General features: G+C 61.6%; 19 protein-coding genes. 7 read left to right on the forward strand and 12 right to left on the reverse strand.

The window, feature by feature from the left end:
- Nucleotides 1–6 precede the first annotated feature (6 nt).
- Complete coding sequence (locus ACM6J5_RS16890; protein ID WP_150673587.1) at nt 7–1,428, reverse strand: transglycosylase SLT domain-containing protein; 1,422 nt, start codon at nt 1,426–1,428, stop codon at nt 7–9.
- A gap of 237 nt (nt 1,429–1,665) precedes the next feature.
- Here ACM6J5_RS16890 and ACM6J5_RS16895 point away from each other — a divergent pair, with 237 nt between their 5' ends.
- The 3 genes from ACM6J5_RS16895 (at nt 1,666) to ACM6J5_RS16905 (ending at nt 4,758) form a co-directional block, all read left to right on the forward strand.
- Entirely contained in the window at nt 1,666–2,475 is an 810-nt protein-coding gene (locus tag ACM6J5_RS16895) for a TatD family hydrolase (RefSeq protein WP_414929000.1), read from the forward strand.
- Between the two features lie 206 nt (nt 2,476–2,681).
- Nucleotides 2,682–4,163 carry a methyl-accepting chemotaxis protein gene (locus ACM6J5_RS16900; protein WP_150673586.1) on the forward strand — a complete coding sequence of 494 codons (1,482 nt, stop codon included), beginning with the start codon at nt 2,682–2,684 and terminating at the stop codon, nt 4,161–4,163.
- Between the two features lie 229 nt (nt 4,164–4,392).
- A complete protein-coding gene (locus ACM6J5_RS16905) occupies nt 4,393–4,758 on the forward strand; it encodes an Mpo1-like protein (RefSeq protein WP_008049048.1) in 366 nt (121 codons plus the stop codon).
- Here ACM6J5_RS16905 and ACM6J5_RS16910 read toward each other — a convergent pair whose 3' ends face one another.
- From ACM6J5_RS16910 to ACM6J5_RS16920, 3 genes are all read right to left on the reverse strand, one after another.
- Entirely contained in the window at nt 4,759–5,556 is a 798-nt protein-coding gene (locus ACM6J5_RS16910) for an acyl-CoA thioesterase (RefSeq protein ID WP_095944964.1), read from the reverse strand.
- Nucleotides 5,557–5,802: 246 nt separating this feature from the next.
- Nucleotides 5,803–6,561, reverse strand: coding sequence for a CHAD domain-containing protein (locus tag ACM6J5_RS16915; protein WP_150673585.1), 759 nt, complete (start codon nt 6,559–6,561; stop codon nt 5,803–5,805).
- A 100-nt stretch (nt 6,562–6,661) separates the two neighbouring features.
- A complete protein-coding gene (locus ACM6J5_RS16920; protein ID WP_034150181.1) occupies nt 6,662–6,940 on the reverse strand; it encodes a hypothetical protein in 279 nt (92 codons plus the stop codon).
- A gap of 221 nt (nt 6,941–7,161) precedes the next feature.
- Between ACM6J5_RS16920 and ACM6J5_RS16925 the strand changes: the two genes are divergently transcribed.
- Complete coding sequence (locus tag ACM6J5_RS16925; RefSeq protein ID WP_150673584.1) at nt 7,162–8,199, forward strand: patatin-like phospholipase family protein; 1,038 nt, start codon at nt 7,162–7,164, stop codon at nt 8,197–8,199.
- 152 nt (nt 8,200–8,351) lie between these two features.
- Here the strand turns inward: ACM6J5_RS16925 and ACM6J5_RS16930 are convergent, their stop codons facing one another.
- The 6 genes from ACM6J5_RS16930 to kdpF all read right to left on the reverse strand — a co-directional run bounded on the left by ACM6J5_RS16930 (nt 8,352) and on the right by kdpF (nt 16,427).
- Nucleotides 8,352–9,050, reverse strand: coding sequence for a response regulator (locus tag ACM6J5_RS16930; protein ID WP_150673583.1), 699 nt, complete (start codon nt 9,048–9,050; stop codon nt 8,352–8,354).
- Between the two features lie 48 nt (nt 9,051–9,098).
- Nucleotides 9,099–11,750 carry a sensor histidine kinase gene (locus ACM6J5_RS16935; RefSeq protein ID WP_150673582.1) on the reverse strand — a complete coding sequence of 884 codons (2,652 nt, stop codon included), beginning with the start codon at nt 11,748–11,750 and terminating at the stop codon, nt 9,099–9,101.
- 133 nt (nt 11,751–11,883) lie between these two features.
- Nucleotides 11,884–12,429 carry a potassium-transporting ATPase subunit KdpC gene (gene kdpC, locus ACM6J5_RS16940; protein WP_414929001.1) on the reverse strand — a complete coding sequence of 182 codons (546 nt, stop codon included), beginning with the start codon at nt 12,427–12,429 and terminating at the stop codon, nt 11,884–11,886.
- A 137-nt stretch (nt 12,430–12,566) separates the two neighbouring features.
- Nucleotides 12,567–14,624: a potassium-transporting ATPase subunit KdpB gene (kdpB, locus tag ACM6J5_RS16945; RefSeq protein ID WP_414929002.1), complete on the reverse strand. Its 2,058-nt coding sequence runs from the start codon at nt 14,622–14,624 to the stop codon at nt 12,567–12,569.
- A 10-nt stretch (nt 14,625–14,634) separates the two neighbouring features.
- A complete protein-coding gene (gene kdpA / locus ACM6J5_RS16950; protein WP_414929003.1) occupies nt 14,635–16,329 on the reverse strand; it encodes a potassium-transporting ATPase subunit KdpA in 1,695 nt (564 codons plus the stop codon).
- Nucleotides 16,330–16,337: 8 nt separating this feature from the next.
- Nucleotides 16,338–16,427: a K(+)-transporting ATPase subunit F gene (kdpF, locus tag ACM6J5_RS16955; protein WP_007899818.1), complete on the reverse strand. Its 90-nt coding sequence runs from the start codon at nt 16,425–16,427 to the stop codon at nt 16,338–16,340.
- 388 nt (nt 16,428–16,815) lie between these two features.
- Between kdpF and eat the strand changes: the two genes are divergently transcribed.
- The 3 genes from eat to ACM6J5_RS16970 all read left to right on the forward strand — a co-directional run bounded on the left by eat (nt 16,816) and on the right by ACM6J5_RS16970 (nt 19,212).
- Nucleotides 16,816–18,180: an ethanolamine permease gene (gene eat / locus ACM6J5_RS16960; RefSeq protein WP_414929004.1), complete on the forward strand. Its 1,365-nt coding sequence runs from the start codon at nt 16,816–16,818 to the stop codon at nt 18,178–18,180.
- Between the two features lie 141 nt (nt 18,181–18,321).
- Nucleotides 18,322–18,489 (forward strand): DUF2897 family protein, encoded by a 168-nt coding sequence (locus ACM6J5_RS16965; RefSeq protein ID WP_007985427.1) that lies wholly within the window; start codon nt 18,322–18,324, stop codon nt 18,487–18,489.
- Nucleotides 18,490–18,654: 165 nt separating this feature from the next.
- Nucleotides 18,655–19,212, forward strand: a complete 558-nt coding sequence (locus ACM6J5_RS16970; protein ID WP_095944973.1) for a TetR/AcrR family transcriptional regulator — start codon at nt 18,655–18,657, stop codon at nt 19,210–19,212.
- Here ACM6J5_RS16970 and fabF read toward each other — a convergent pair.
- Together fabF and ACM6J5_RS16980 are read right to left on the reverse strand one after the other, a co-directional pair.
- The gene (gene fabF, locus ACM6J5_RS16975) at nt 19,209–20,483 is read right to left on the reverse strand and encodes a beta-ketoacyl-ACP synthase II (protein ID WP_095944974.1); all 1,275 of its coding nucleotides are present in this window, start codon (nt 20,481–20,483) and stop codon (nt 19,209–19,211) included. The genes ACM6J5_RS16970 and fabF overlap by 4 nt on opposite strands.
- A gap of 31 nt (nt 20,484–20,514) precedes the next feature.
- Nucleotides 20,515–21,309 carry an SDR family NAD(P)-dependent oxidoreductase gene (locus ACM6J5_RS16980; protein WP_095944975.1) on the reverse strand — a complete coding sequence of 265 codons (795 nt, stop codon included), beginning with the start codon at nt 21,307–21,309 and terminating at the stop codon, nt 20,515–20,517.
- Between the last annotated feature and the right edge of the window lie 9 nt (nt 21,310–21,318).

Genomic DNA, 21,318 nt, shown 5'->3' on the forward strand with positions numbered 1-21,318 from the left:
AGTTGATCATTTGCGTGAAGCAACCTTTGGCTCCTGGGGCTCCAACGACTCCCGCTCTCGGTCGAACGCCAAGTAATACTTGTTCACGCTATTAACATAGCTGACAGGCCCCATCCCCACTTGCTCCATGGCAATGCGCTCGACCTGGAAGAACCACTGGTTGGGGTTCAAGCCTCTGCGCCGGGCTTCGGCGCGCATGCCTTGCACCCGCTCCGGCCCGATGTTGTAGGCCGCCAGCACGAAGGCCATGCGTTCACGCTCGTTAAGCTTCGGACTGGCAAAGAACTTGCGCCGGATCATCGCCAGGTACTTGGCCCCGGCCTGCACATTGCCATCAAGCTCCTGAATATTGTTGACCCCCACACGCTGTGCCGCAGAAGGCGTGATCTGCATCAAACCGGTGGGGCCACCGCCACTGCGGGCGGCGGGTTGCAGGGCTGACTCCTTGAAGGCCAGCGCCGCCAGGTTCAGCCAGTCCATGCCCTGGGCATCGGCGTGTTTCTGCAGCACCGGGCGAAGTTTTTCCAGACGCTGCCGGTCTGCCTTGGCCAATGGATAGTGCACTTGATAGAGGCGACGATAGATCCGCAGGAACGCGGCGTCCTGATCCGATGGCTTTTTGTAGACGGTAAGAAAGCGATCGATGCTGGCCCGCAGCATCGAGGCATCACGGCGCACGAACCAGAACTCTTCTCCCGGCTCGCTGATGAGTACTTGCTTGTCGAAACGCAGCTTGGGCAGGATCTTGCCCCAGCGTTCGGCGATCGGCTGCTCGACGATGGTCAGATGGAAGATCCCGCCCTGCACCATCTCCAGTACGTCCTCGACGGCAAGGCTCGGATCGACCCATTCGACTGTGACCGGTGGCAGTTTGTGCAGGGCGAGCTTTTGATTGATCTGGCTGACGGCATCCCCGGCGGCGCTGCCGGCGGGTAACGCCAGGGTCTTGCCGGAAAGCTGTTCAAGTTTGGTGTAGCGGCGTTCGCCCTTGATGCCCACCAGCACTAACGGAATGTTGCTGGCAATCGGCTCGCTGGTGCTGACGGCGAAACCCGGTTGCAGATCGAGTAACTCGCCTGGCGCCACCAGATCGCCCTCCCCGCGCTGCAATGCGCCAAGCAGTTGATCCTTGGCCCTGGGAATGATCTTGAGGGTGATTTCCTGGCCATCCCGGGCATGGCCGTTGAGGTATTGCTCGAACGCTCTCAGGCGATGGTATTCGACCCCGATCGCCTGCCCCTGGACTTCGCCGGAACTGTTGCGGCTCTGGTTGACCAACACCCGCAGCACGCGACTGCTGCGAATTTCACCAAGGTCGCGCACCTTGCCGGCCGGTACAGCTTGCAGCGGCCCGGGCAGACGGGCGACCGCCGACATAGGCAGTAGCAGCGAACAACACAGCAGTAGCAAAACCGAGGGACGAATCATCCACTCTCCGGAAAGAATATGAGGCCCGCTGCAATGACGAAAACCATCAAGCGCGGCGACAAAAACAGAGCGCCCAAGGCGCTGGCAAAGTGCGAAAGACTGGCACAATGATGGCAAAACTACCAACCCAGCCTGGCCCGCGGCTCAAGAGACAGCGTTAACCCGTTGTAGTTCTTGGCTTTTCTTATAAATCCACGGCTCTGATATGCTTTCCGGCCTTTGGGCCGAGGTAGCACCATGCAACTCATCGATATCGGCGTCAACCTGACCAACGCCAGTTTTGCCGACAAACACCAGGCCGTACTCGATCGCGCCTACGCGGCCGGCGTGTGCCAGCTGGTGCTGACCGGTACCAGTGTCGAGGGCAGTGAACAGGCCCTCGAGCTGTGCCAACAACTGGACGAAAGCGCCCAGCGCCTGTTCGCCACTGCCGGTATTCACCCTCACTGCGCCAGCGACTGGAACGCCGACAGCGCCCGACGTTTGCGCAGTTTGCTCAACGAGCCGAATGTAGTGGCCGTGGGTGAATGCGGGCTGGATTTCAATCGTGATTTCTCGCCACGCCCGCAGCAGGAGAAAGTCCTGGAAGAACATCTGGCCATGGCCGTCGAATTGCAAATGCCGGTGTTTCTGCACGAACGCGACGCCAGTCAGCGGTTGCTGGAAATCCTGCGCGATTTCCGCGACCGACTGCCGGCCGCGGTGGTGCACTGCTTCACCGGAGAGCAGAAGGCGCTGTTCAGCTATCTCGACCTCGATCTGCACATCGGCATTACCGGCTGGATCTGCGACGAGCGCCGGGGCACGCATTTGCATCCGCTGGTCAAGGAGATCAAGCGCGGGCGCCTGATGCTCGAAAGCGATGCACCGTATCTGCTGCCGCGCAGCCTGCGCCCCAAGCCGAAAAACGGGCGAAACGAGCCGGCGTACCTGACCGAAGTACTGCGCGAAGTGGCGCTGCATCGCGGGGAAAGCCAGGAAGATCTGGCGGCGCACACCACCGCGTGCGCGCGGGCGTTTTATGGGCTGCCCACTATCGACCTGTAAACTTTACCCCTGTAGGAGCGAGCCTGCTCGCGATGGCGATCTAACCGTCACCTCAATGGTGAATGTTGCATCGCCATCGCGAGCAGGCTCGCTCCTACAAGGGGTAATGGTGCAGCCCGTTGATCTGCATCAAGAATCAGCCACCTGAGTAGCGGCACAATGCTGGCACCTTGCCAAAACTGTTTCCGCTATCAGAGAAGACCTCCATGGGTGCCTGGCTTAGCAATATCTCGCTGAAATACAAATTCTGGGCGGTCAACGCCGTCGCTTTCATCACCACCCTGTTGCTGGTGCTGTACGCCGTGCAGCTCGAACAACAGGCCAGAAGTCACGCCGCCCAGGCTTCGGCCCAAGCCCAGGCGCGATTGCTCAAAGCCTGGCCCGCCGGGCAACCGCTTCCCCACGTCGACAACCTGCTGACGTTCAATCGCGGACAGGCGCCTTCGCTGAATGAACAACCCATTGCGGAACTCATCAACGCAAACGGCTGGGTCGAGATCAACCTGATGCCGCTGTTCGGTGACAATCCGTTGATGGGTGCCGAGGTGTTTACCCGTGCCGATGGCCAACGGATCGCCGTGATTGCCTACGGTCCAAGCCTGAGCCAGGTGTTCAGCGAGCGTTTGGCCAATTACGCGGTGGCCGTGTTCATCCTGATGTTGGCAATGCTCGGCGCATCGCAGTTATTGATTCGCTTCCTGCTCAGCCAGCTCAACACTTTGAAAGACGTCATGTTGCACGTGGAGAAAACCGGCGACCTGTCGGCCCGCGTGCCCTTGGCTTGCAGCGACGAAGTCGGGCAAATGGCCAACGCCTTCAACGCCATGCAGGCCGGTTATCAACGGGTGGTCAACACCGTCGCCAGCACCGCCCGGCAACTGGACATCGGCGCCGCACGGCTGGCGGCCAGCATGAATGAAGTGCGCCACGGCATGTTGGGCCAGCAAAGCGAAACCGATCAGGCCGCCACGGCGATCAATGAAATGACCGCCACGGTCTATCACATCGCCCAACACGCGGGCGCCACCCGTGACCTTTCGCAATCGGCCAATACCCTGGCCGGCAGCGGGCAGGAGGTCGTGACGCGGGTGCAGCGCTCGATTGCCGGACTGTCCACCGGCGTCCAGCAGACCGCCGAGATGATTCAACGCCTGGCCGAGGACAGCCAGAAGATCAACGGCGTGGTCAACGTGATTCACAGCATCGCCGAGCAGACCAACCTGCTGGCGCTGAACGCCGCCATCGAAGCGGCCCGGGCCGGCGAGATGGGTCGCGGTTTCGCGGTAGTTGCCGATGAAGTACGCAACCTCGCCAAACGTGTACAAGCCTCCACGGATGAAATCACCCTCATGGTCTCGGCGTTGCAGGCCGGCACACGGGACGCCGTGGATTTCATGCAAGAGAGCTCGTTCAAGGCCGACGACTGCGTACAACAGGCGCAAGAGGCCGGCGCGGCATTGGCCGAGATCACCGGCGCGGTGGCGCAGATGCGTGAAAGCAACACGCAGATCGCCGTGGCGGCCGAGCAGCAGAGCCAGGTGGCGGAAGAGATGAACCGGGCGGTGGTGAGCATTCGTGACGTGACCGAGAACACGGTGCAGCAGACGGTGACTTCGGCGACCACCAGCAATGAGCTGGCAGCGTTGGCCGGGGAGTTGAGCAAGGCCATCGGTCAGTTGAAACTTTGAGAGCCCTTTCGCGAGCAGGCTCGCTCCCACAAGGGATCTATGTATGCCCAGAATCTGATGGTTACCGAAGATCGATGTGGGAGCGAGCCTGCTCGCGAAGGCGTCAGAACTGGCACCATCCATTCCAGTCATGGCACCTATCGAGCCAATAGCCAGCCTTGATTCGCCGCCAGCATTGAGCGGGCCTATTCTTCCTACATGTGTTCAACATGGATCGAGGATCGGCATCATGGGCAAACGTCACCCCAACCTTCCCGCCTGGCAATGGCGAGCGTACCCGAACAATCATCAGCACCCGACCAATCTGGTGCTGCACCTGATCGCGGTGCCGCTGTTCATCGTGGCATTTCTGCTGATTGTGTCCGGGGTGTTCAGCCTGAGCCTGGCAAACATCGCCATCGGTGTGATCGGTGTGATAGCGGCGCTGGCCTTGCAACGCCATGGCCACAGCCTGGAGACCCAAGCCTCCGAACCCTTCAGTGATCGCAAGGATGCGGTATCGCGCCTGTTGGTCGAGCAGTTCCTGACGTTTCCGCGGTTCTTCCTCAGCGGCGGCTGGTGGCGCGCCTGGCGTGAGCGCCACCGCCGCCACTGATCAGGCGAACACCGTCACCGTCTGCCGGCTCATGGCGATCAACCGGCCATCCGCGCTCCACATTTTTGCGGCGGCATGCCCGTAGCCGTCGGTGGCGTATTCGGTTTCGACGAGGTATTTGCACCAGTCCAGGGTGGTCAGTTCCAGCAGCGGCTGCACGAATTCGATAGTCCAGGTCAGCGTGCTGCCCATCGCCGGTTTCTTCAAAAACGGCATCAGGGCCGGCGGCCAGGCGTCCACCAGCGCCAGGATATGCGCCTCGCCGATAGCCTCTTCCTTCACGTCACCGCGCAAGCGTACCCAGCCACCCATTTGCCGGGATGTGCTACCGCTGAACGGCAGCCCGCCGACACTCCAGCGCATCGCCAGATGTCGCATGAACTCCGGGATGACACCTTCGACAAAAGGCAATTCCTGGCATTCGTCCCAGTGCTTCATTTCAGGTGCCGGTTCAGCGGCCACCGCCACTTCCGAGGGTCGCGAGGCGCCGAAGCTGCCCTGGATCAACGTCACCACCTGGCCCTTCTGCACCGCCCGGCCCAGCACTTGGCTGACGGCCTTGCCTTCGCGCAGCACCTCGACTTCAAAACTGACCGGCACCTCGGGCTCAACCGGGCCGACGAAGGTGATTGCCAACGAACGCACCGGCCGATCCGCCGGCACTCGGGCGCGCATGGCTTCGTATTGCAAAGCGGCCACCAGGCCACCGAAACTGGCTCGCCCCTGGGCCCATGAGGCCGGAATAGACAGCTCCAGCGGCTGGCTGCGGACAGCGTCGAGCAGTTCGGAAAAACGCATGAAAACCTCAGGGATCGGAAAAAGACGAAGGGATCTTAACCATCTGGCGAAGTTGATACATCGCCTATTCCGGCCAAATTGACTGACAGATGAGCCGTGCCCGGTCCTAACAAAAAATCCAGGGTCAACATTGAGCCCATGTGGGAGCGAGCCTGCTCGCGAAAGCGGTCTGACAGTCACAATGTGTGCTGAATATTAATCCGCTATCGCGAGCAGGCTCGCTCCTACAATGGATCCGGGGAGGTCTCAGGATTTGAAACAGGCCTTGCTGAGTTTTTCCAGCACCCGATCCGCACGGCTTTCAGCCTCGGCCATGGTGGCTTCCCAGACAGCAACACAGGGTTGCAAATCCGCTTCCCGTTCAGCCATGGCCAGCCATTGCACGCAATCGTGCCAGTCGCCCAGCGCACCCTGGGCCGACTTCAACCGGGGCATGGCGGCTTTCGGCAAACGGTCCAGTTCGGGGTAAGCGTCGATGCCATAGCGCACGCGCTTGATCAGCAGGCGCAGTCGATGACGGTCATGAGCCGGATCGTGCAGCGCCTCGTCGAGTTTTTTCCACTGCTTGCCCAGGCGTTTTTCGATGCGCTTGCGCAGGCCCTTGAGCAATCCCTGGCGCTGGGCGGCACGCAGAAAACGCGGAAACGCATCAAGGACGATCAGCATTTGCGCGAGCTCGGGACTGGCTGCCACGGCCGGATAGGCCTCGGCCATTTGCGCCATGCGCCACTGTGCGGCTTGGGGTTGATGGTGCTGGAGCAGGTACGCCGCCAACACTTCGCGATCGCGTAAAGGCGTGCTCAGTTCGCCCACCCGGGAGGCGGCCGCTTCCAGTTGTTCGACACCGGGCAGCCCGCGCAAGGGTCGCAACAGGCTGCGTAACCGCCGCATGGTTGTGCGCAGGTCGTGTAACGCTTCAGGGTCTGTACACTCTTTCAAGCGGGCCTGACAGGCAAGCAGACGAACTTCCAGACCCAGAACCTGAGCCACCAACCGATCGATCATGGGGGTTTACTCCGTAAACAGCGCCAGGTTGCAAGCTCCAGGCTGCAAACTCGAAAGATCTTGCAGCTTGCAGCTTAGAGCTTGTAACCGCTTTTCGCTTTTAACGCCCCGCGCGCGACTCACGAATATAGAAACGAGCCTTCTCGGCTTTCTTGGTGCAGCCTTCGAACCCCTCGAATTGCTGCTGGGTCTTGGCCGCGGTCAACAGCGACAGGGCCTTGGAGTAGCTGACAGTCCCGGCGAACCCTTCGGCCTTGGCCAGGTCCAGTTCATGCCATGCCGCATCCAGATTACTACCACAGCTGTCGCGATAAGCGGTTTTGCCGGCACAACCGGCGAGCGCCAGGGCAATCAATGGCACGCAGATCCAGGCTTTCATCATTCACTCCTCAAGAATAGGTCAACAGTCATGCAGGTAAGACGTTGTAGCACCTGAAAAGTGCCGTTGGTCAGCTGTGCAAACTATAGCGCTGCCGAGAATAACCATGTGCCGCCATGGAGTGTCGAAAATACGACGCTCCTGTCCGCTCGAACGACCATGGCGATTGAAGCATGGCCCTCGATGGGTGCATTGTTGAACCATTCAAACGAGGGCGATTCATGAAAAAGCGCGTCGCACTGGTATTGGGCTCGGGTGGAGCCCGGGGTTATGCACATATCGGGGTCATAGAAGAGATCGAACGGCGTGGCTATGACATTGCCTGTATCGCCGGATGCTCCATGGGCGCGGTGGTGGGCGGGATCTACGCCGCCGGCAAACTCAATGATTACCGCGACTGGATCGAGAGCCTGGACTATCTCGACGTGTTGCGCCTGGTGGACGTCAGTTTTCGTCTGGGGGCGATCCGTGGCGAGAAAGTCTTCGGGCAGATCCGCAAGATCGTTGGCGAGATCAACATCGAAGATTTGCGCATCCCCTACACCGCCGTTGCCGCCGACCTGACCAACCAGCAGGAAATCTGGTTCCAGGAAGGTTGCCTGCATCAGGCCATGCGCGCCTCGGCAGCGATTCCCAGCCTGTTCACCCCGGTGATGCAGGGCAACCGCATGCTGGTCGATGGCGGCATTCTCAACCCGCTGCCGATCGTGCCGGTGGTGTCGAGCCATTGCGACTTGATCATTGCGGTCAACCTCAACTCCACCAACCAGCGCCACTATCAATTGCCGGTCATCCAGCGTCCCGCCGCCTTCAAGACACGCTTCGACAGCCTGATCAACTCCCTGGGCTCGAAAATGCCGTTCCGCCGCAAACAGGCCGAGCAATTGTTGATCCTCGAGCAGGAAGCCCTGAGGGCCGAAGGCGCGAACCTCAATCCGTGGATCGAATCCGCCGAGCCAGAAGGGCAGCAACCGGCGGCGGCTCCGCAAGCCAGTGGCGCGCCCCGCTCCGCCACCGGTTCATTCATCATCGACAACGTCGGGCCGGCGTCCTTGCTGGATTTGATCAACCAGAGTTTCGAGGTGATGCAGACGTCGCTGGCGCAGTACAAGATTGCCGGGTATCCGCCGGACATCCTGATCAACGTGCCCAAGCGCGTGTGCCGTTTTTTCGAGTTCTACAAGGCGCCGGAGCTGATCGCGCTGGGACGGGAGATTGCGCGGGATACGCTGGATCGGTATGAGAATGAGCAGAACTGAGCACCTGAAAGTTCTCGGGTGACTATCAGGCCTTCATCGCGAGCAGGCTCGCTCCCACAGTGGATCTTCGGCGGTCACAAAATGTGTGTCTGACCAGGATCCCATGTGGGAGCGTGCCTGCTCGCGATGGGGCCAGGTCAGGCAACGAAGATCTAAAGGCTACCCTCACTCAACAACCGATACCCCACCCCTGCCTCAGTGACGATGAACCTGGGCTGGGTCGGGTCATCCGCCAGTTTCTGGCGCAAGTGCCCGACCACGATGCGCAGGTAATGAGTGTCTTCGGTGTGGGTCGGCCCCCAGATGTCCTTGAGCAATTGCTGCTGGGTGATTACCCGTCCGGGATGCCGCGCCAGTTGCGCCAGCACGGCGTATTCCTTGCGGGTCAGCGCGACTTCGACACCGTCGAGCAGCACCCGGCGATACGCCAGGTCGACCGTCAACGGACCGAAGTCCAGCGCAGCCTGTTGCGCCTCGCCTGTGGGTGCCTGGCGCAATAACGCACGGATCCGCGCGAGGAATTCCTGAATGCCGAACGGCTTGGTCACGTAGTCATTGGCGCCGCCATCCAGGGCCTCGACTTTCTGTCCTTCACCGGCGCGCACGGAGAGCACCAGCACCGGCACCGTCGACCACTCGCGAAAGTCGCGCAATACCTGTTGTCCATCCATGTCCGGCAAGCCGAGGTCGAGCACCAGCAAGTCCGGTTTGTTCAACGCGGCTTGCGCCAATCCTTCACTGCCGGTACCTGCCTCCAGCACTTTGTAGCCCTGGGAAGCGAGGCTGATCCGCAGGAATTTGCGGATCTGCGGTTCGTCGTCAATGACCAGGATGGTCGCGGTCTGGCTCATGAATTCACATCAACACAAAGAAGTTGCAAGAGAGTAGCGCAAGAGCGATCAGGCTTCACTTTCGAATCCCGGCTGAGCCTGCAGCGGCAGGTGCAACGTGATGCAGGTGCCACGCCCCTCGATGCCGTCGGCGACGCTGATGCGCCCGCCATGGGCACCGACCATGCCCTGACAAATCGCCAGCCCCAACCCGGTGCCCTGCCCGCCACGATCACCTCGCGCTGCGGTGTAGAACATGTCGAAAATCTTCGCCCGTTCCTCTTCCGGAATCCCCGGCCCCTCATCGCAGACCGAGAAAAACAGCTCACTGTCATCGGCCCCGGCGCGCAATTGCAAGCGCCCGTGGGGCGGCGAAAACCGCGCTGCGTTTTCCATCACGTTGACCAGTGCCTGTTCGATCAGCGCGGCATGCACATACAGCAACGGTAACTCGGCCGGTACGTCGGTGCTGACCTGCAACGGCGCAAGGACTGCCCGCAGGCGATTGCGCGCGCTGCCGACGATGTCCGCCGGCGACACCCAGTCCCGCGCCAGCTTCAAGGCTCCGTGGCCGAGCCGGGTCATGTCGAGCAAGTTTTGAATGTAGCGATCGAGGCGCTCGGCTTCATCGCGGGTGCCTTCGAGCAACTCACGTCTGTCCTCCAGCGGGATCGCTTCACCCAGGGCCAGCAGGCTGTCGATACTACCGCGCATGGACGTCAGCGGAGTGCGCAAATCGTGGGACACCGACGCCAGCAAGGCACTGCGCAGTTGCTCGGTTTCGCCGTGCAGCCGCGCCGCTTCCAGATCATCGGCCAGTTGCGCCCGGGCCAGCGCCTGGGCCAGTGGCTGGCTCAGCGCGGTCAACAGGCGTCGGCGCTGGCCGCTCAGGGTCTGGCCTTCTTTGGCACACACGCCGAGTAGCGCCAGTGGTCCGTCTTCCACCGACAACGGCCACCACCACCAGCGCCCGAACGGCAAAGTACCGGTGCCGGCACCGGCGGGTTGATCGTGCTGCCAGGCCCAGTCAGCGGCGGCGCGCTCGGCTTCGCTGAACTCTAGCGGCCCACCGGTTTCGACTTTCCATCCGTTTTGCCCGTCGCGATTGAGCAGGCACAGTTGCACATCGCTCCAACCATCCAGGTGCTGGGCGGCCGCACTGACCACGGCCTGGCGGTCGGTGGCGGCGGTGAGTTTGCGTGACAGGTCGAGCAGTTCAGTGGTCTCTTCCTGGGTATCGCGCAGTGCCTGCAGTTGCCTGCGCTGGCGCGCCGCGAGGTTGCCGGTGAGGGCCGCCATCAGCAGGAAGAACAGCAAGGTCAGCACGTCTTCTTCGCGCTGGATTCTGAAAGAAAACTTCGGTGGAATGAACAGGAAGTCATAGGTCAGGAACGATAGCGCCGCACAGGCCAGCGCCGGCCCGAGACTGCTGCGCACCGCCACCAGCAACACGGCGGCGAGGAACACCAGTGAAATGTTCGGCAGAGGCAGAACGCTCGCCACGGCCCAGGCCAGGGTGCTGGCCAGAACCGTCGCGACCACGGCCAATGCGTAGTCGAACCAGACCAGTGAATGCATCGACCGCTGATGGGGTTGATGCTGTTGGTGATCGCCGTCGAGAACGTTGATTTCCAGTCCACGAGCATTGCGCAGCAGTCGCGCCGCCAAGCCGCCACCGAACAGACGTCGGTGCAAACGCAGCCGGGACTGACCGACCAGCACCAGGCTGGCGCGGCGTTCGGCGGCATGCTGGATCAGGGTTTTCGCCACTTCACCGGCGCGCAGCAACACCACTTCGCCACCCAGGCGCTCGGCCAGTTGCTGGGCGCTTTGCAGGCGCAGGCGCGACTGTTCGTCACGCACGCTGCCGTTGTCCACGTGCACCAGGCTCCAGGGCAGGTGCCGCCGCTGGGCCACGCGACTGGCATGACGCACCAGGCGCTCGGCCTGGGCATCGCCGTCGACCCCTACCAGCAAGCGTCCGCGCACAGCCGGCGCCGCTTGCCCCAACTGACGATACCCTTGGGCCAGATCGTTATCGACCTGAGCCGCCGCCGTTTGCATCGCCAGTTCGCGCAGGGCCGTCAGGTTGGTCTGGGAAAAGAACGCGTCGATGGCCGCCCGCGCCTGCTCCGGCACATAGACCTTGCCATCGCGCAGGCGCTCGAGCAGCTCCCGTGGCGGCAAGTCGATCAGCAGCAGTTCGTAGGCTTCCTGCAATACCCAGTCCGGCAGGGTCTCGCGGACCTGCACGCCGGTGATGCCACGCACCTGGTCGTTGAGGCTTTCCAGATGCTGGACGTTGACCGTGGTGTATACGTCAATGCCGGCGGCAAGCAGTTCCTGAATGTCCTGCCAGCGTTTTTCGTGACGGCTGCCGGGTGCATTGGTGTGCGCCAGTTCGTCGACCAGCACCAGTTTCGGTTTGGCGACAAGCAGACCGTCGAGGTCCATTTCTTCGAGCAACACGCCACGGTATTCGGAACGTACCATCGGCTGCTGCGACAAGCCGCCCAGCAATGCTTCGGTTTCGGCCCGACCGTGGGTTTCGACGACGCCGGCGATGACCTTCACCCCTTGGCGTAACTGGGTGTGGGCCGCTTGCAACATGGCGTACGTCTTGCCGACACCCGGCGCGGCACCGAGAAATACCTTGAGCCGACCACGGCCATCGCGGGGCAGGTCTGCTAACAGCGCGTCGGCGCGGCCGGAGTTGCTCATGTATGAAGCTCTCTTTTTTTCTGGAATTGATATAGCGACTGTTCTGACGCCTTCGCGAGCAGGCTCGCTCCCACAAGTTGGAATGCGTATTCCTGTGGGAGCGAGCCTGCTCGCGAATGGCAGCGCCGCCGATCTACAGGTTTTCCAGCGCCCGATTCAACTCAAGCACATTCACCACCGGCGGACCTACCAATGGCTGTTCGATGTGGGCGTCCAGCAGTTGTTGCAGCGTCGCTACCGGCAAGTTGCGCGCCGTCGCGACACGCGCCAGTTGATAGGCAATCGCCGCCGGTGGCAAGTGCGGATCGAGACCGCTGCCGGACGTAGTGACCAGCGCCAAGGGCACCGGCCCCTGACCGGGCACCAGCAGTTTGCCGGCATCGTCGTTCACTCGCGTCGCCAACGCAGGGTTGCTCGGCGCCAGGTTGCTGGCACTGCTCGATACGGTGGCAAAGGCACCGGCCGAAGGGCGCGGGTGGAACCAGGCCTCGCCGACGAAATCCTGGGCGATCAGCGAGGAACCGCGGACCTTGCCCTCGGCATCCCGCACCAGGCTGCCGTTGGCCTGATCCGGGAAGGCGACCTGGGCCACACCGGTGACCACCAGTGGATAGGCGACGCCGGTGATCAGCGTCATCAGGACCAGCAGGCTCAGGGCCGGGCGTATCAATGTGGACATTTCAAAATCCTCTAATTCGTAAAAACAGCTGTAGGAGCGAGCTTGCTCGCGATGGATCTGAAGGCGCCGCGCTTTATCAGAAATGGCGCGTTATCGTTAACGCCCATCGCGAGCAAGCTCGCTCCTACAGAGGGCGGTCAAACCAGATGCAACGCCGTCAACAGCATGTCGATGGCCTTGATGCCCACGAACGGCACCAGGATCCCGCCCAGGCCGTAGATCAGCAGATTGCGCCGCAACAACGCCGCCGCACTCGCCGCGTGAACCCGCACACCGCGCAGCGCCAGCGGAATCAGCACCACAATGATCAGGGCGTTGAACACGATCGCCGAGAGAATCGCGCTCTGCGGACTGCTCAGGTGCATCACGTTGAGCACCCCCAGTTGCGGATAGATCGCGGCGAACAGCGCCGGCAGGATCGCGAAGTACTTGGCCACGTCGTTGGCGATGGAAAAGGTCGTCAGCGCACCGCGGGTGACCAGCAACTCCTTGCCGATCTGCACCACGTCCAGCAGCTTGGTCGGGTCGCTGTCGAGGTCGACCATGTTCGCCGCTTCACGTGCCGCTTGGGTGCCGTCGTTCATCGCCATGCCCACGTCCGCCTGGGCCAGGGCCGGGGCGTCGTTGGCGCCGTCGCCGCACATGGCAACCAGACGACCGTCGTTTTGTTCGTGACGAATGCGCGCCAGTTTTTTCTCCGGCGTGGCTTCGGCCAGCACATCGTCCACACCCGCCTCAGCGGCGATGGCGGCAGCGGTCAACGGGTTGTCGCCGGTGACCATGACAGTGCGGATTCCCAGCTTGCGCAGCTCAGCGAAACGCTCGCGGATACCGGGCTTGACCACGTCCTTGAGGTGGATCGCACCGAGCAACTTGCCGTCGGCACACACCAGTAGCGGGGTGCCGCCGCTTTGGGCGATCTTGTCGATTTCACGGGACAAGGCCGGTGCCAGGTCAGCGCGTTTCAGACCCACGAACGCCAGCAACGAATCCACCGCGCCCTTGCGGTACACGCGTCCTTGATAATCGACACCGGACAAGCGGGTTTCGGCACTGAAGGGCACGGCTGTCAGCACGTCGGCGGACGGTTCCGGTTGCGGATGGGTGCCGCGCAGGTACTCGACGATCGACTTGCCTTCGGCGGTGTCATCTGCCAGCGAAGCCAGCAATGCGCCTTCGGCCAGCTCCCTGGCTGTCACGCCAGGCGCGGCATACACCGCCGAGCAACGACGGTTACCGAAGGTGATGGTACCGGTCTTGTCCAGCAGCAGAACGTGCACGTCCCCCGCTGCTTCCACCGCACGACCGGACTTGGCGATCACGTTCAGGCGCACCAGACGATCCATCCCGGCGATCCCGATGGCCGACAGCAAACCACCGATGGTGGTTGGAATCAGCGTGACCAACAGCGCCACCAAAAACACCAGTGGCAGGCTGCCATTGGCGAAGTGGGCGAACGGTTGCAGGGTGACGACCACCAGCAGGAAGATCAGGGTCAGGCCGATCAGCAGGATATCGAGCGCCACTTCGTTCGGAGTTTTCTGACGCTTGGCGCCTTCGACCAGAGCGATCATGCGGTCCAGGGTCGACTCACCGGGGTTGGCGGTGATTTTCACCAGCAGCCAGTCGGACACCAGTCGGGTGTTGCCGGTGACGGCCGAGCGGTCGCCGCCGGACTCGCGAATCACCGGCGCCGATTCGCCGGTAATCGCCGCTTCGTTGACCGCCGCGATGCCTTCGATCACCTCGCCGTCACCGGGGATCATCTCCCCCGCTTCGACGCGCACCACATCGCCTTTGCGCAGGTTGGCGGCGGGCACCACCTGAAAGCCGCCGTTGCCGGTCTTGCGCCGGGCGCTGAGGCCTTCGCTGCCGGCCTTGAGGCTGTCGGCGCGGGCCTTGCCGCGACCTTCGGCCAGGGCTTCGGCGAAGTTGGCGAACAGTACGGTGAACCACAGCCACACAGCAATTTGCGCGGCGACGAAAGTCGGCACCGCCGTGTCGGGAATGAAGCACAAAACGGTGGTCAGGATCGCCGTCAGTTCGACCACCAGCATTACTGGCGCGCGCTGCAACTGCCGTGGGTCGAGCTTGACGAAGGCTTGCACCAGCGCCGGGCGCCACAGGGCCGAGATCGCGGTTTTTGTTTGCTCCGGCGCCTTGGCGGCAACGGTTTTGGTTACGGGCATATTCATTGTCTATTCCTCAGAAGCCCATGCTCAGATGTTCAGCGATTGGGCCCAACGCCAAAGTCGGCAGGAAGGTCAGGCCGCCCACCAGCAAAATGGTCACGGTCAGCAAGGTCACAAATAGTGGGCCGTGGGTCGGGAAGCTGTTCTGTCCGATCGGCGCGGTTTTCTTCATCGCCAGGCTGCCGGCCAGGGCCAGGACCGGGAGGATGTAGCCGAAACGACCGATCAACATGCCCAGGCCCAGCATCAGGTTGTGGTACGGGGTGTTGGCGCCGAAGCCAGCGAAGGCGGAACCGTTGTTGGCGCTGGCCGAGGTATAGGCGTAAAGCAACTGACTGAATCCGTGAGGGCCAGGGTTGCTCACGGCGGCGACCGGGCCGGGCAGACTGGCGGCAATCGCGCCGAGCACCAGCACGCCAATCGGCATGACCATCAGGGTCACCACCAGCAATTGCACTTCCCTGGCTTGCAGTTTCTTGCCGAGGTATTCCGGGGTGCGGCCGATCATCAGGCCGGCGAGGAACACCGCGATCAGCACGTTGAGCAACATGCCGTAGAGCCCGGCACCGACACCACCGAAGATCACTTCGCCGACCATCATGTTGACCAGCGCCACCATGCCGCTCAGAGGGTTGAGGCTGTCGTGCATACCGTTGACCGAGCCGTTGGACGCGGCCGTGGTGGTCACCGACCACAGCACGGTGGCGGTGGTGCCGAAGCGCGCTTCCTTGCCTTCCAATGGCGCGGCCTGTTCGACGGCGACATTGTTCAACGCCGGGTTCGGCTGGTACTCAGCCCACAGCGAGGTGGCGCCGCCGATCAGAAACAGCGCCAGCATGCAGGCGATGATCGCCCGGCTCTGACGCAGGTCCTTCACGTAATGACCGAAGGTGAACACCAGCGCGACCGGGATCAGGATGATCGAGGCCATCTCGAACAGGTTGCTCCAGGCCGTCGGGTTCTCGAACGGATGCGTCGAGTTCACGCCGAAGAAACCGCCACCGTTGGTGCCCAATTGCTTGATCGCAATCTGACTGGCAGCAGGCCCCAGCGGAATCACCTGATCGACGCCCTGCATCGTCACCGTATTCACATACTGCGCGAAGGTTTGCGGCACGCCCTGCCAGACCAGATACAGCGCCAACAGCAGGCACAGCGGCAGCAGGCCGTAGAGGGTGGCGCGGGTCATGTCGACCCAGAAGTTGCCCAGGGTCCGGGTGGATTTGCGGCCGATGCCGCGACACAGCGCGACCAGTACCGCCAGGCCGGTGGCGGCGCTGACGAAGTTCTGCACGGTGAGGCCAACCATCTGGCTCAGGTAGCTCAGGGAAGCTTCGCCGCTGTAGGCCTGCCAGTTGGTATTGGTCATGAAGCTGACGGCGGTGTTGAACGCCAGCGTCCACTCCTGACCCGGCAGATTCTGCGGATTCAGCGGCAGGTGGTCCTGGAACAACAGGATCGCAAACAGCAGCAGGAAACCCGCAACGTTGAAGGCAATCAGGGCCAGGGCGTATTTCTGCCAACTCTGTTCGGCTTGCGGATCGACACCGGCCAGACGATAACAACCGCGTTCGACCGGACCGAGAACCGGTGTCAGCCAGGTGCGCTGCCCTTCCATCACCCTGTAGAAGAAGCGCCCGAGAAACGGCGCCGGAACCAAAACCAGGGCAAAAAAGCCGAGGATCAGCCAATAGTCATAACTGTGCATAGCCGCTCCTAGTTCCGGTCCGCGCGCAGCAGCGCAACCAACAGATAAATGAACAGCCCCACTGCCAGCAGCAGCGACACCCCGTCCAGAACGCTCATGGAAGTTCTCCGTGTTACGGCGTATTGCCGCGTGTGGAGTCATTGTCGGAAAGGAGGCTGTAAAGGAACGAGACCGAGGGTGCGGGCGGGGCATAAAGAATGCGTAAAGAGTGGGTTTACGCTGGGGTTACAGCGGTGTCTGGACGATTGCCATCGCGAGCAGGCTCGCTCCCACAGGGGAACACGCTGCTTTTGTGGGAGCGAGCCTGCTCGCGAAGGCGGCATTACAGGCAACAACGCTCACTACTGGCGCACAAAAATGTAGACATCCAGCCGCCAACATCCCCGATACGACAGCTTTCAGCGCTTTACGACGCAACATCACAAAATGGCACGCCCACTGCACTGGCCTCCCGTGAGCTTTCCAAACCACTCAGGGAGCAACCCCATGAACACACAACTCAAACCCACGCTGGGCACCTTGCACCTGTGGGGCATTGCGGTCGGGCTGGTGATTTCCGGAGAGTATTTCGGCTGGAGCTATGGCTGGGGCGTGGCCGGGACTTTGGGCTTTCTGGTGACCTCTTTCATGGTCGCCACCATGTACACCTGCTTCATCTTCAGTTTCACCGAACTGACCACCGCCATTCCCCACGCCGGCGGTCCCTTTGCCTACAGTCGTCGCGCCTTTGGCGAGAAAGGCGGGTTGATCGCCGGGCTGGCGACACTGATCGAATTCGTCTTCGCCCCACCGGCAATTGCCCTGGCCATCGGTGCCTACCTCAATGTCCAGTTTCCAGCCCTGGACCCGAAACACGCGGCAGTCGGTGCCTACATCGCCTTCATGGGCCTCAACATCCTCGGCGTGAAACTGGCAGCCACTTTCGAATTGGTGGTCTGCGTGTTGGCGGTCGCCGAATTGCTGGTGTTCATGGGCGTGGTCGCCCCGGCATTCAGTTTCAGCAACTTCGCCCTCAATGGCTGGGCCGGTTCCGATGTCTTCGGTGCTCCGGCGATTGCCGGGATGTTTGCGGCGATCCCCTTTGCTATCTGGTTCTTCCTCGCCATCGAAGGCGCGGCCATGGCAGCCGAAGAAGCCAAGGACCCGAAACGCACGATTCCCAAGGCCTACATCAGCGGCATCCTGACGCTGGTGTTGCTGGCCATGGGCGTGATGTTCTTTGCCGGTGGCGTCGGTGATTGGCGCACCCTGTCGAACATCAACGACCCGTTGCCGCAAGCGATGAAAGCCGTGGTCGGCGAAAGCTCGGGTTGGTTGCACATGCTGGTGTGGATTGGGCTGTTCGGACTAGTCGCGAGCTTCCACGGGATCATCTTGGGTTACTCGCGGCAGTTCTTCGCCCTGGCCCGCGCGGGCTACCTGCCGGCGTCCCTGGCCAAGTTGTCGCGTTTTCAGACACCGCACCGGGCGATCATCGCCGGCGGTGTCATCGGCATTGCTGCCATCTACAGCGACGGCTTGATCAACCTCGGCGGCATGACGCTGACCGCCGCGATGATCACCATGGCCGTGTTCGGCGCCATCGTGATGTACATCATGAGCATGCTCAGCCTGTTCAAACTGCGTAAAACCGAGCCGAACCTGGAACGCACCTTCCGTGCCCCTTGCTACCCGCTGATACCGTTCATTGCACTGATGCTGGCCGTGGTGTGCCTGCTGGCGATGGCCTGGTTCAACACCTTGATCGGCCTGATCTTCCTGGGCTTCATGGCGGCAGGTTTCGTGTACTTCATGCTCACCGCACAACTGCGCGCAGACGCACCGGCGGATGCGATGCTGACCGGACTGTGAAAGCGTTCGAGTGAACCTTGAACAACAGGCATAGAATGGGGGTGATAGCGATGGAACTGCGATGAAACCCCATCACTCAAAACGGTATGCACGATCGGTTGGCGAACCCTCGCCGACCGCCTGCTTTTCAAGGAGAGTCCTATGCCCTGGTATGCCTGGTTGATTCTGGTCGTTGCCATCGGCTCGATCGTTGGTGGCCTGATGTTGCTGCGCGACACCGCCAACAAGGTCGAACTGACCGAAGAGCAACGCAAGCGCGTCGCCGAACGCAATGCGGAAATGGACGCCAAGGAAGCCCAGGACCGCTGACCGAAAACCCCGCCTTGAACAGCGGGGTTTGTTTTTGCGTGAAAACTCCCGAATTCATGCCGCTTTGCACTCATATCGAAGCATCTGCATGTTTTTTAGAAGTAGAAGTACAGTCACCATGCAATTTTCATTGGTTAATATGGCGCATTGATGCGGAGATATCAGATGCGTTACTCGCAGGACCATAAAGCCCAGACCCACCAACGCATAATCAAGGAAGCTTCAGCGCGATTTCGACGCGACGGTATCGGCGCGACCGGGCTGCAGCCCCTGATGAAAGCACTGGGCCTGACTCACGGTGGCTTTTACTCGCACTTCAAGTCCAAAGACGAACTGGTAGAGAAAGCCTTGCAGGAGGCTGGCGCACAAGTCGATGAGTTGTGCGCGCAAATCTTCGCCGAGGAGCAGCCACTCGAAGCCTTCATCGACGCTTACCTGTCCGAATGGCATCAAACCTCACCCCACGAAGGCTGCCCGCTGCTGACCATTTCTTCGGAACTGGGGCTGCGTGGTCAACCGAGCCCGACCAGCGACGTCGTGCTCCAGGCGCGACTCGACCAGATCCAGCACACCCTTGACGGAGAGCACACCGCCGACCGCAGCATCGTCATCATGTCTACGCTGGTCGGCGCCTTGCTGTTATCGCGCAGCGTGGCCGACGCCGAGTTTGCCCAACGGATTCTCGACGTCGCACGCGAACACCTCAAGCACTCGCAGGATTAACCCTGCCAACGCTTGAACAGCACACTGGCATTGACCCCGCCAAATCCGAAGCCGTTGGACAACGCGTACTCGATGGCCATCGGTCGCGCCTGGCCATGAACGATGTCGACACCTTCAGTGGCAGGGTCCGGGTTCTCGAAATTGAGGGTCGCCGGTGCAACCTGGTCACGGATCGCCAGCAACGTAAAGATCGCCTCGATTCCCCCCGCTGCACCGAGCAAATGCCCGGTCGCCGACTTGGTCGATGTCACGGCAATGCCGTTCTGTGCACCGAACAACGCCTTGATCGCAGCCAGCTCACCCAGATCTCCCACCGGAGTCGAAGTTGCATGAGCATTCAGATGCTGAACCTGGGCCGGTGAAACACCGGCCTGTGCCAACGCCAACGACATCGCCCGCCGCGCACCATTGCCGTCTTCGGGGCCGGCGGTCAGGTGAAAGGCATCGGCGCTGGTGCCGTAGCCGACCAGCTCCGCCAGGGGCTGGGCTCCCCGGGCCAGCGCATGGTCCAGAGACTCGATGACCAGCAGCCCGGCCCCTTCTCCCATGACAAAACCATCGCGACCACTGTCGAAAGGTCGCGAAGCGCGCTCAGGCGTTTCGTTGTAGGCGCTGGACAAGGCGCGAGCAGCCGCAAACCCGGCAAGGCTGACCCGATCGATCGCCGCTTCCGCACCGCCGCACACCGCGATATCCGCCTCACCCGCACGAATCAACCGCGCCGCGTCGCCAATCGCCTGAACCCCGGCGGCGCACGCCGTGACCGGTGCGCCCAATGGCCCCTTGAAGCCATGCTGGATCGACACATGACCTGCCGCGAGGTTGACCAGAAACGAAGGGATTGTGAATGGAGACAAACGTCTCGGACCACGACTGTCAGTGGTGCGCACCGCGTCGGCGATCGCGCCGAACCCCCCCACACCTGAACCGATGATGGTGGCCGTGCGCTCCTGGGCATTGGCATCCAGCGCTTGCCATCCGGCTTGCTCCAGTGCCTGACGCGCCGCTTCCATGGCGAACAGGATGAAGCGGTCCATCTTCTTCTGTTCCTTGGGTGGGGTTGCCCGGTCCGGGTCGAACCCCGCCTGCGGATCATCCGCCAGCGCAGGCACGGCACCGCCGACCGTGGCCGGCAGATCGGCAACCACCTCGTGCGGCAAATTGCGCAGTCCGGAACGACCGGCCAGCAGCCGCTGCCAAACCACTTCGACGCCGCTCCCCAACGGCGACACCAGGCCCATGCCCGTTACAACCACTCGACGATCATTCATACCCAATACACCTCAAGCCGATTGATGGCACTTACCGATAACGGGCTGCGGCCTTGCTTTTGGAAAGGTTAGGCGCCATCACATGACGTGCCGCCACGAACGCATCCCAATCTGCCGCATCAGGCAACGAAGGAATGGTGATCAGTTCACCCTGATCCAGACCCGATAACGCAGCATCGACCATTTCACCCGCCTCCATCACCATATCCGCAGGAATTTGTGAAGCATCGATACCGGAACGCTCCCAGATCTCGGTTCGTGTCACACCGGGCAGCACCGCCTGGATCTTCACTCCAGTGCCATTCAGCTCGGTGCTCAACGATTGAGTCAAGCTCAATACATAGGCCTTGCTGGCGCTGTACGTCGCATTGAAACGTTCGGGAAACAACGCCACCACCGATGCGATATTGATGATCGTGCCGCGCCCGGCCTTGGTAAAGCTGGCCGCAGCCGCCGACGCCAACCGCGTAACTGCTGTGATGTTGAGTTGAATCAAGCGCTCGAGTTGGTCCATATCGGCATTGGCCAGCAAACCATCCGCCGCCACACCTGCATTATTGAGTAGCAGGCTGATGCTCGAGTCACTGCGCAATCGCTGCTCGAGCTTGAGTATGTCCTCCTTTTGAGTCAGGTCCGCTTTAAACACCTCTACCCGAACACCATGCTCGGTGCGCAGTTTGCTGGCTGCGGACTCCAATCGATCCTGATCGCGGGCAACCAGCAACAGATCAAAACCGCGTGCCGCCAAACGCTCGGCGTAAACCGCACCGATACCCGACGAAGCACCGGTGACGAGGGCCGTACCTGAGGACTGAACAGAATTCATTGCAGTGCT

Source organism: Pseudomonas sp. IT-P74 (assembly GCF_949768175.1).
In the GTDB taxonomy this organism is placed as follows: domain Bacteria; phylum Pseudomonadota; class Gammaproteobacteria; order Pseudomonadales; family Pseudomonadaceae; genus Aquipseudomonas.

Bases quoted from the DNA above. Each gene is read 5' to 3' on its own strand.
- eat (WP_414929004.1), top strand. From the start codon at position 16,816: ATGAACACACAACTCAAACCCACGCTGGGCACCTTGCACCTGTGGGGC.
- kdpB (WP_414929002.1), bottom strand. From the start codon at position 14,624: ATGAATATGCCCGTAACCAAAACCGTTGCCGCCAAGGCGCCGGAGCAA.
- ACM6J5_RS16905 (WP_008049048.1), top strand. From the start codon at position 4,393: ATGGGCAAACGTCACCCCAACCTTCCCGCCTGGCAATGGCGAGCGTAC.
- kdpA (WP_414929003.1), bottom strand. From the start codon at position 16,329: ATGCACAGTTATGACTATTGGCTGATCCTCGGCTTTTTTGCCCTGGTT.
- ACM6J5_RS16970 (WP_095944973.1), top strand. From the start codon at position 18,655: ATGCGTTACTCGCAGGACCATAAAGCCCAGACCCACCAACGCATAATC.
- kdpF (WP_007899818.1), bottom strand. From the start codon at position 16,427: ATGAGCGTTCTGGACGGGGTGTCGCTGCTGCTGGCAGTGGGGCTGTTC.
- ACM6J5_RS16900 (WP_150673586.1), top strand. From the start codon at position 2,682: ATGGGTGCCTGGCTTAGCAATATCTCGCTGAAATACAAATTCTGGGCG.
- ACM6J5_RS16915 (WP_150673585.1), bottom strand. From the start codon at position 6,561: ATGATCGATCGGTTGGTGGCTCAGGTTCTGGGTCTGGAAGTTCGTCTG.
- ACM6J5_RS16980 (WP_095944975.1), bottom strand. From the start codon at position 21,309: ATGAATTCTGTTCAGTCCTCAGGTACGGCCCTCGTCACCGGTGCTTCG.
- ACM6J5_RS16910 (WP_095944964.1), bottom strand. From the start codon at position 5,556: ATGCGTTTTTCCGAACTGCTCGACGCTGTCCGCAGCCAGCCGCTGGAG.
- ACM6J5_RS16920 (WP_034150181.1), bottom strand. From the start codon at position 6,940: ATGAAAGCCTGGATCTGCGTGCCATTGATTGCCCTGGCGCTCGCCGGT.
- ACM6J5_RS16935 (WP_150673582.1), bottom strand. From the start codon at position 11,750: ATGAGCAACTCCGGCCGCGCCGACGCGCTGTTAGCAGACCTGCCCCGC.
- ACM6J5_RS16930 (WP_150673583.1), bottom strand. From the start codon at position 9,050: ATGAGCCAGACCGCGACCATCCTGGTCATTGACGACGAACCGCAGATC.
- kdpC (WP_414929001.1), bottom strand. From the start codon at position 12,429: ATGTCCACATTGATACGCCCGGCCCTGAGCCTGCTGGTCCTGATGACG.
- ACM6J5_RS16925 (WP_150673584.1), top strand. From the start codon at position 7,162: ATGAAAAAGCGCGTCGCACTGGTATTGGGCTCGGGTGGAGCCCGGGGT.
- ACM6J5_RS16890 (WP_150673587.1), bottom strand. From the start codon at position 1,428: ATGATTCGTCCCTCGGTTTTGCTACTGCTGTGTTGTTCGCTGCTACTG.
- ACM6J5_RS16965 (WP_007985427.1), top strand. From the start codon at position 18,322: ATGCCCTGGTATGCCTGGTTGATTCTGGTCGTTGCCATCGGCTCGATC.
- ACM6J5_RS16895 (WP_414929000.1), top strand. From the start codon at position 1,666: ATGCAACTCATCGATATCGGCGTCAACCTGACCAACGCCAGTTTTGCC.
- fabF (WP_095944974.1), bottom strand. From the start codon at position 20,483: ATGAATGATCGTCGAGTGGTTGTAACGGGCATGGGCCTGGTGTCGCCG.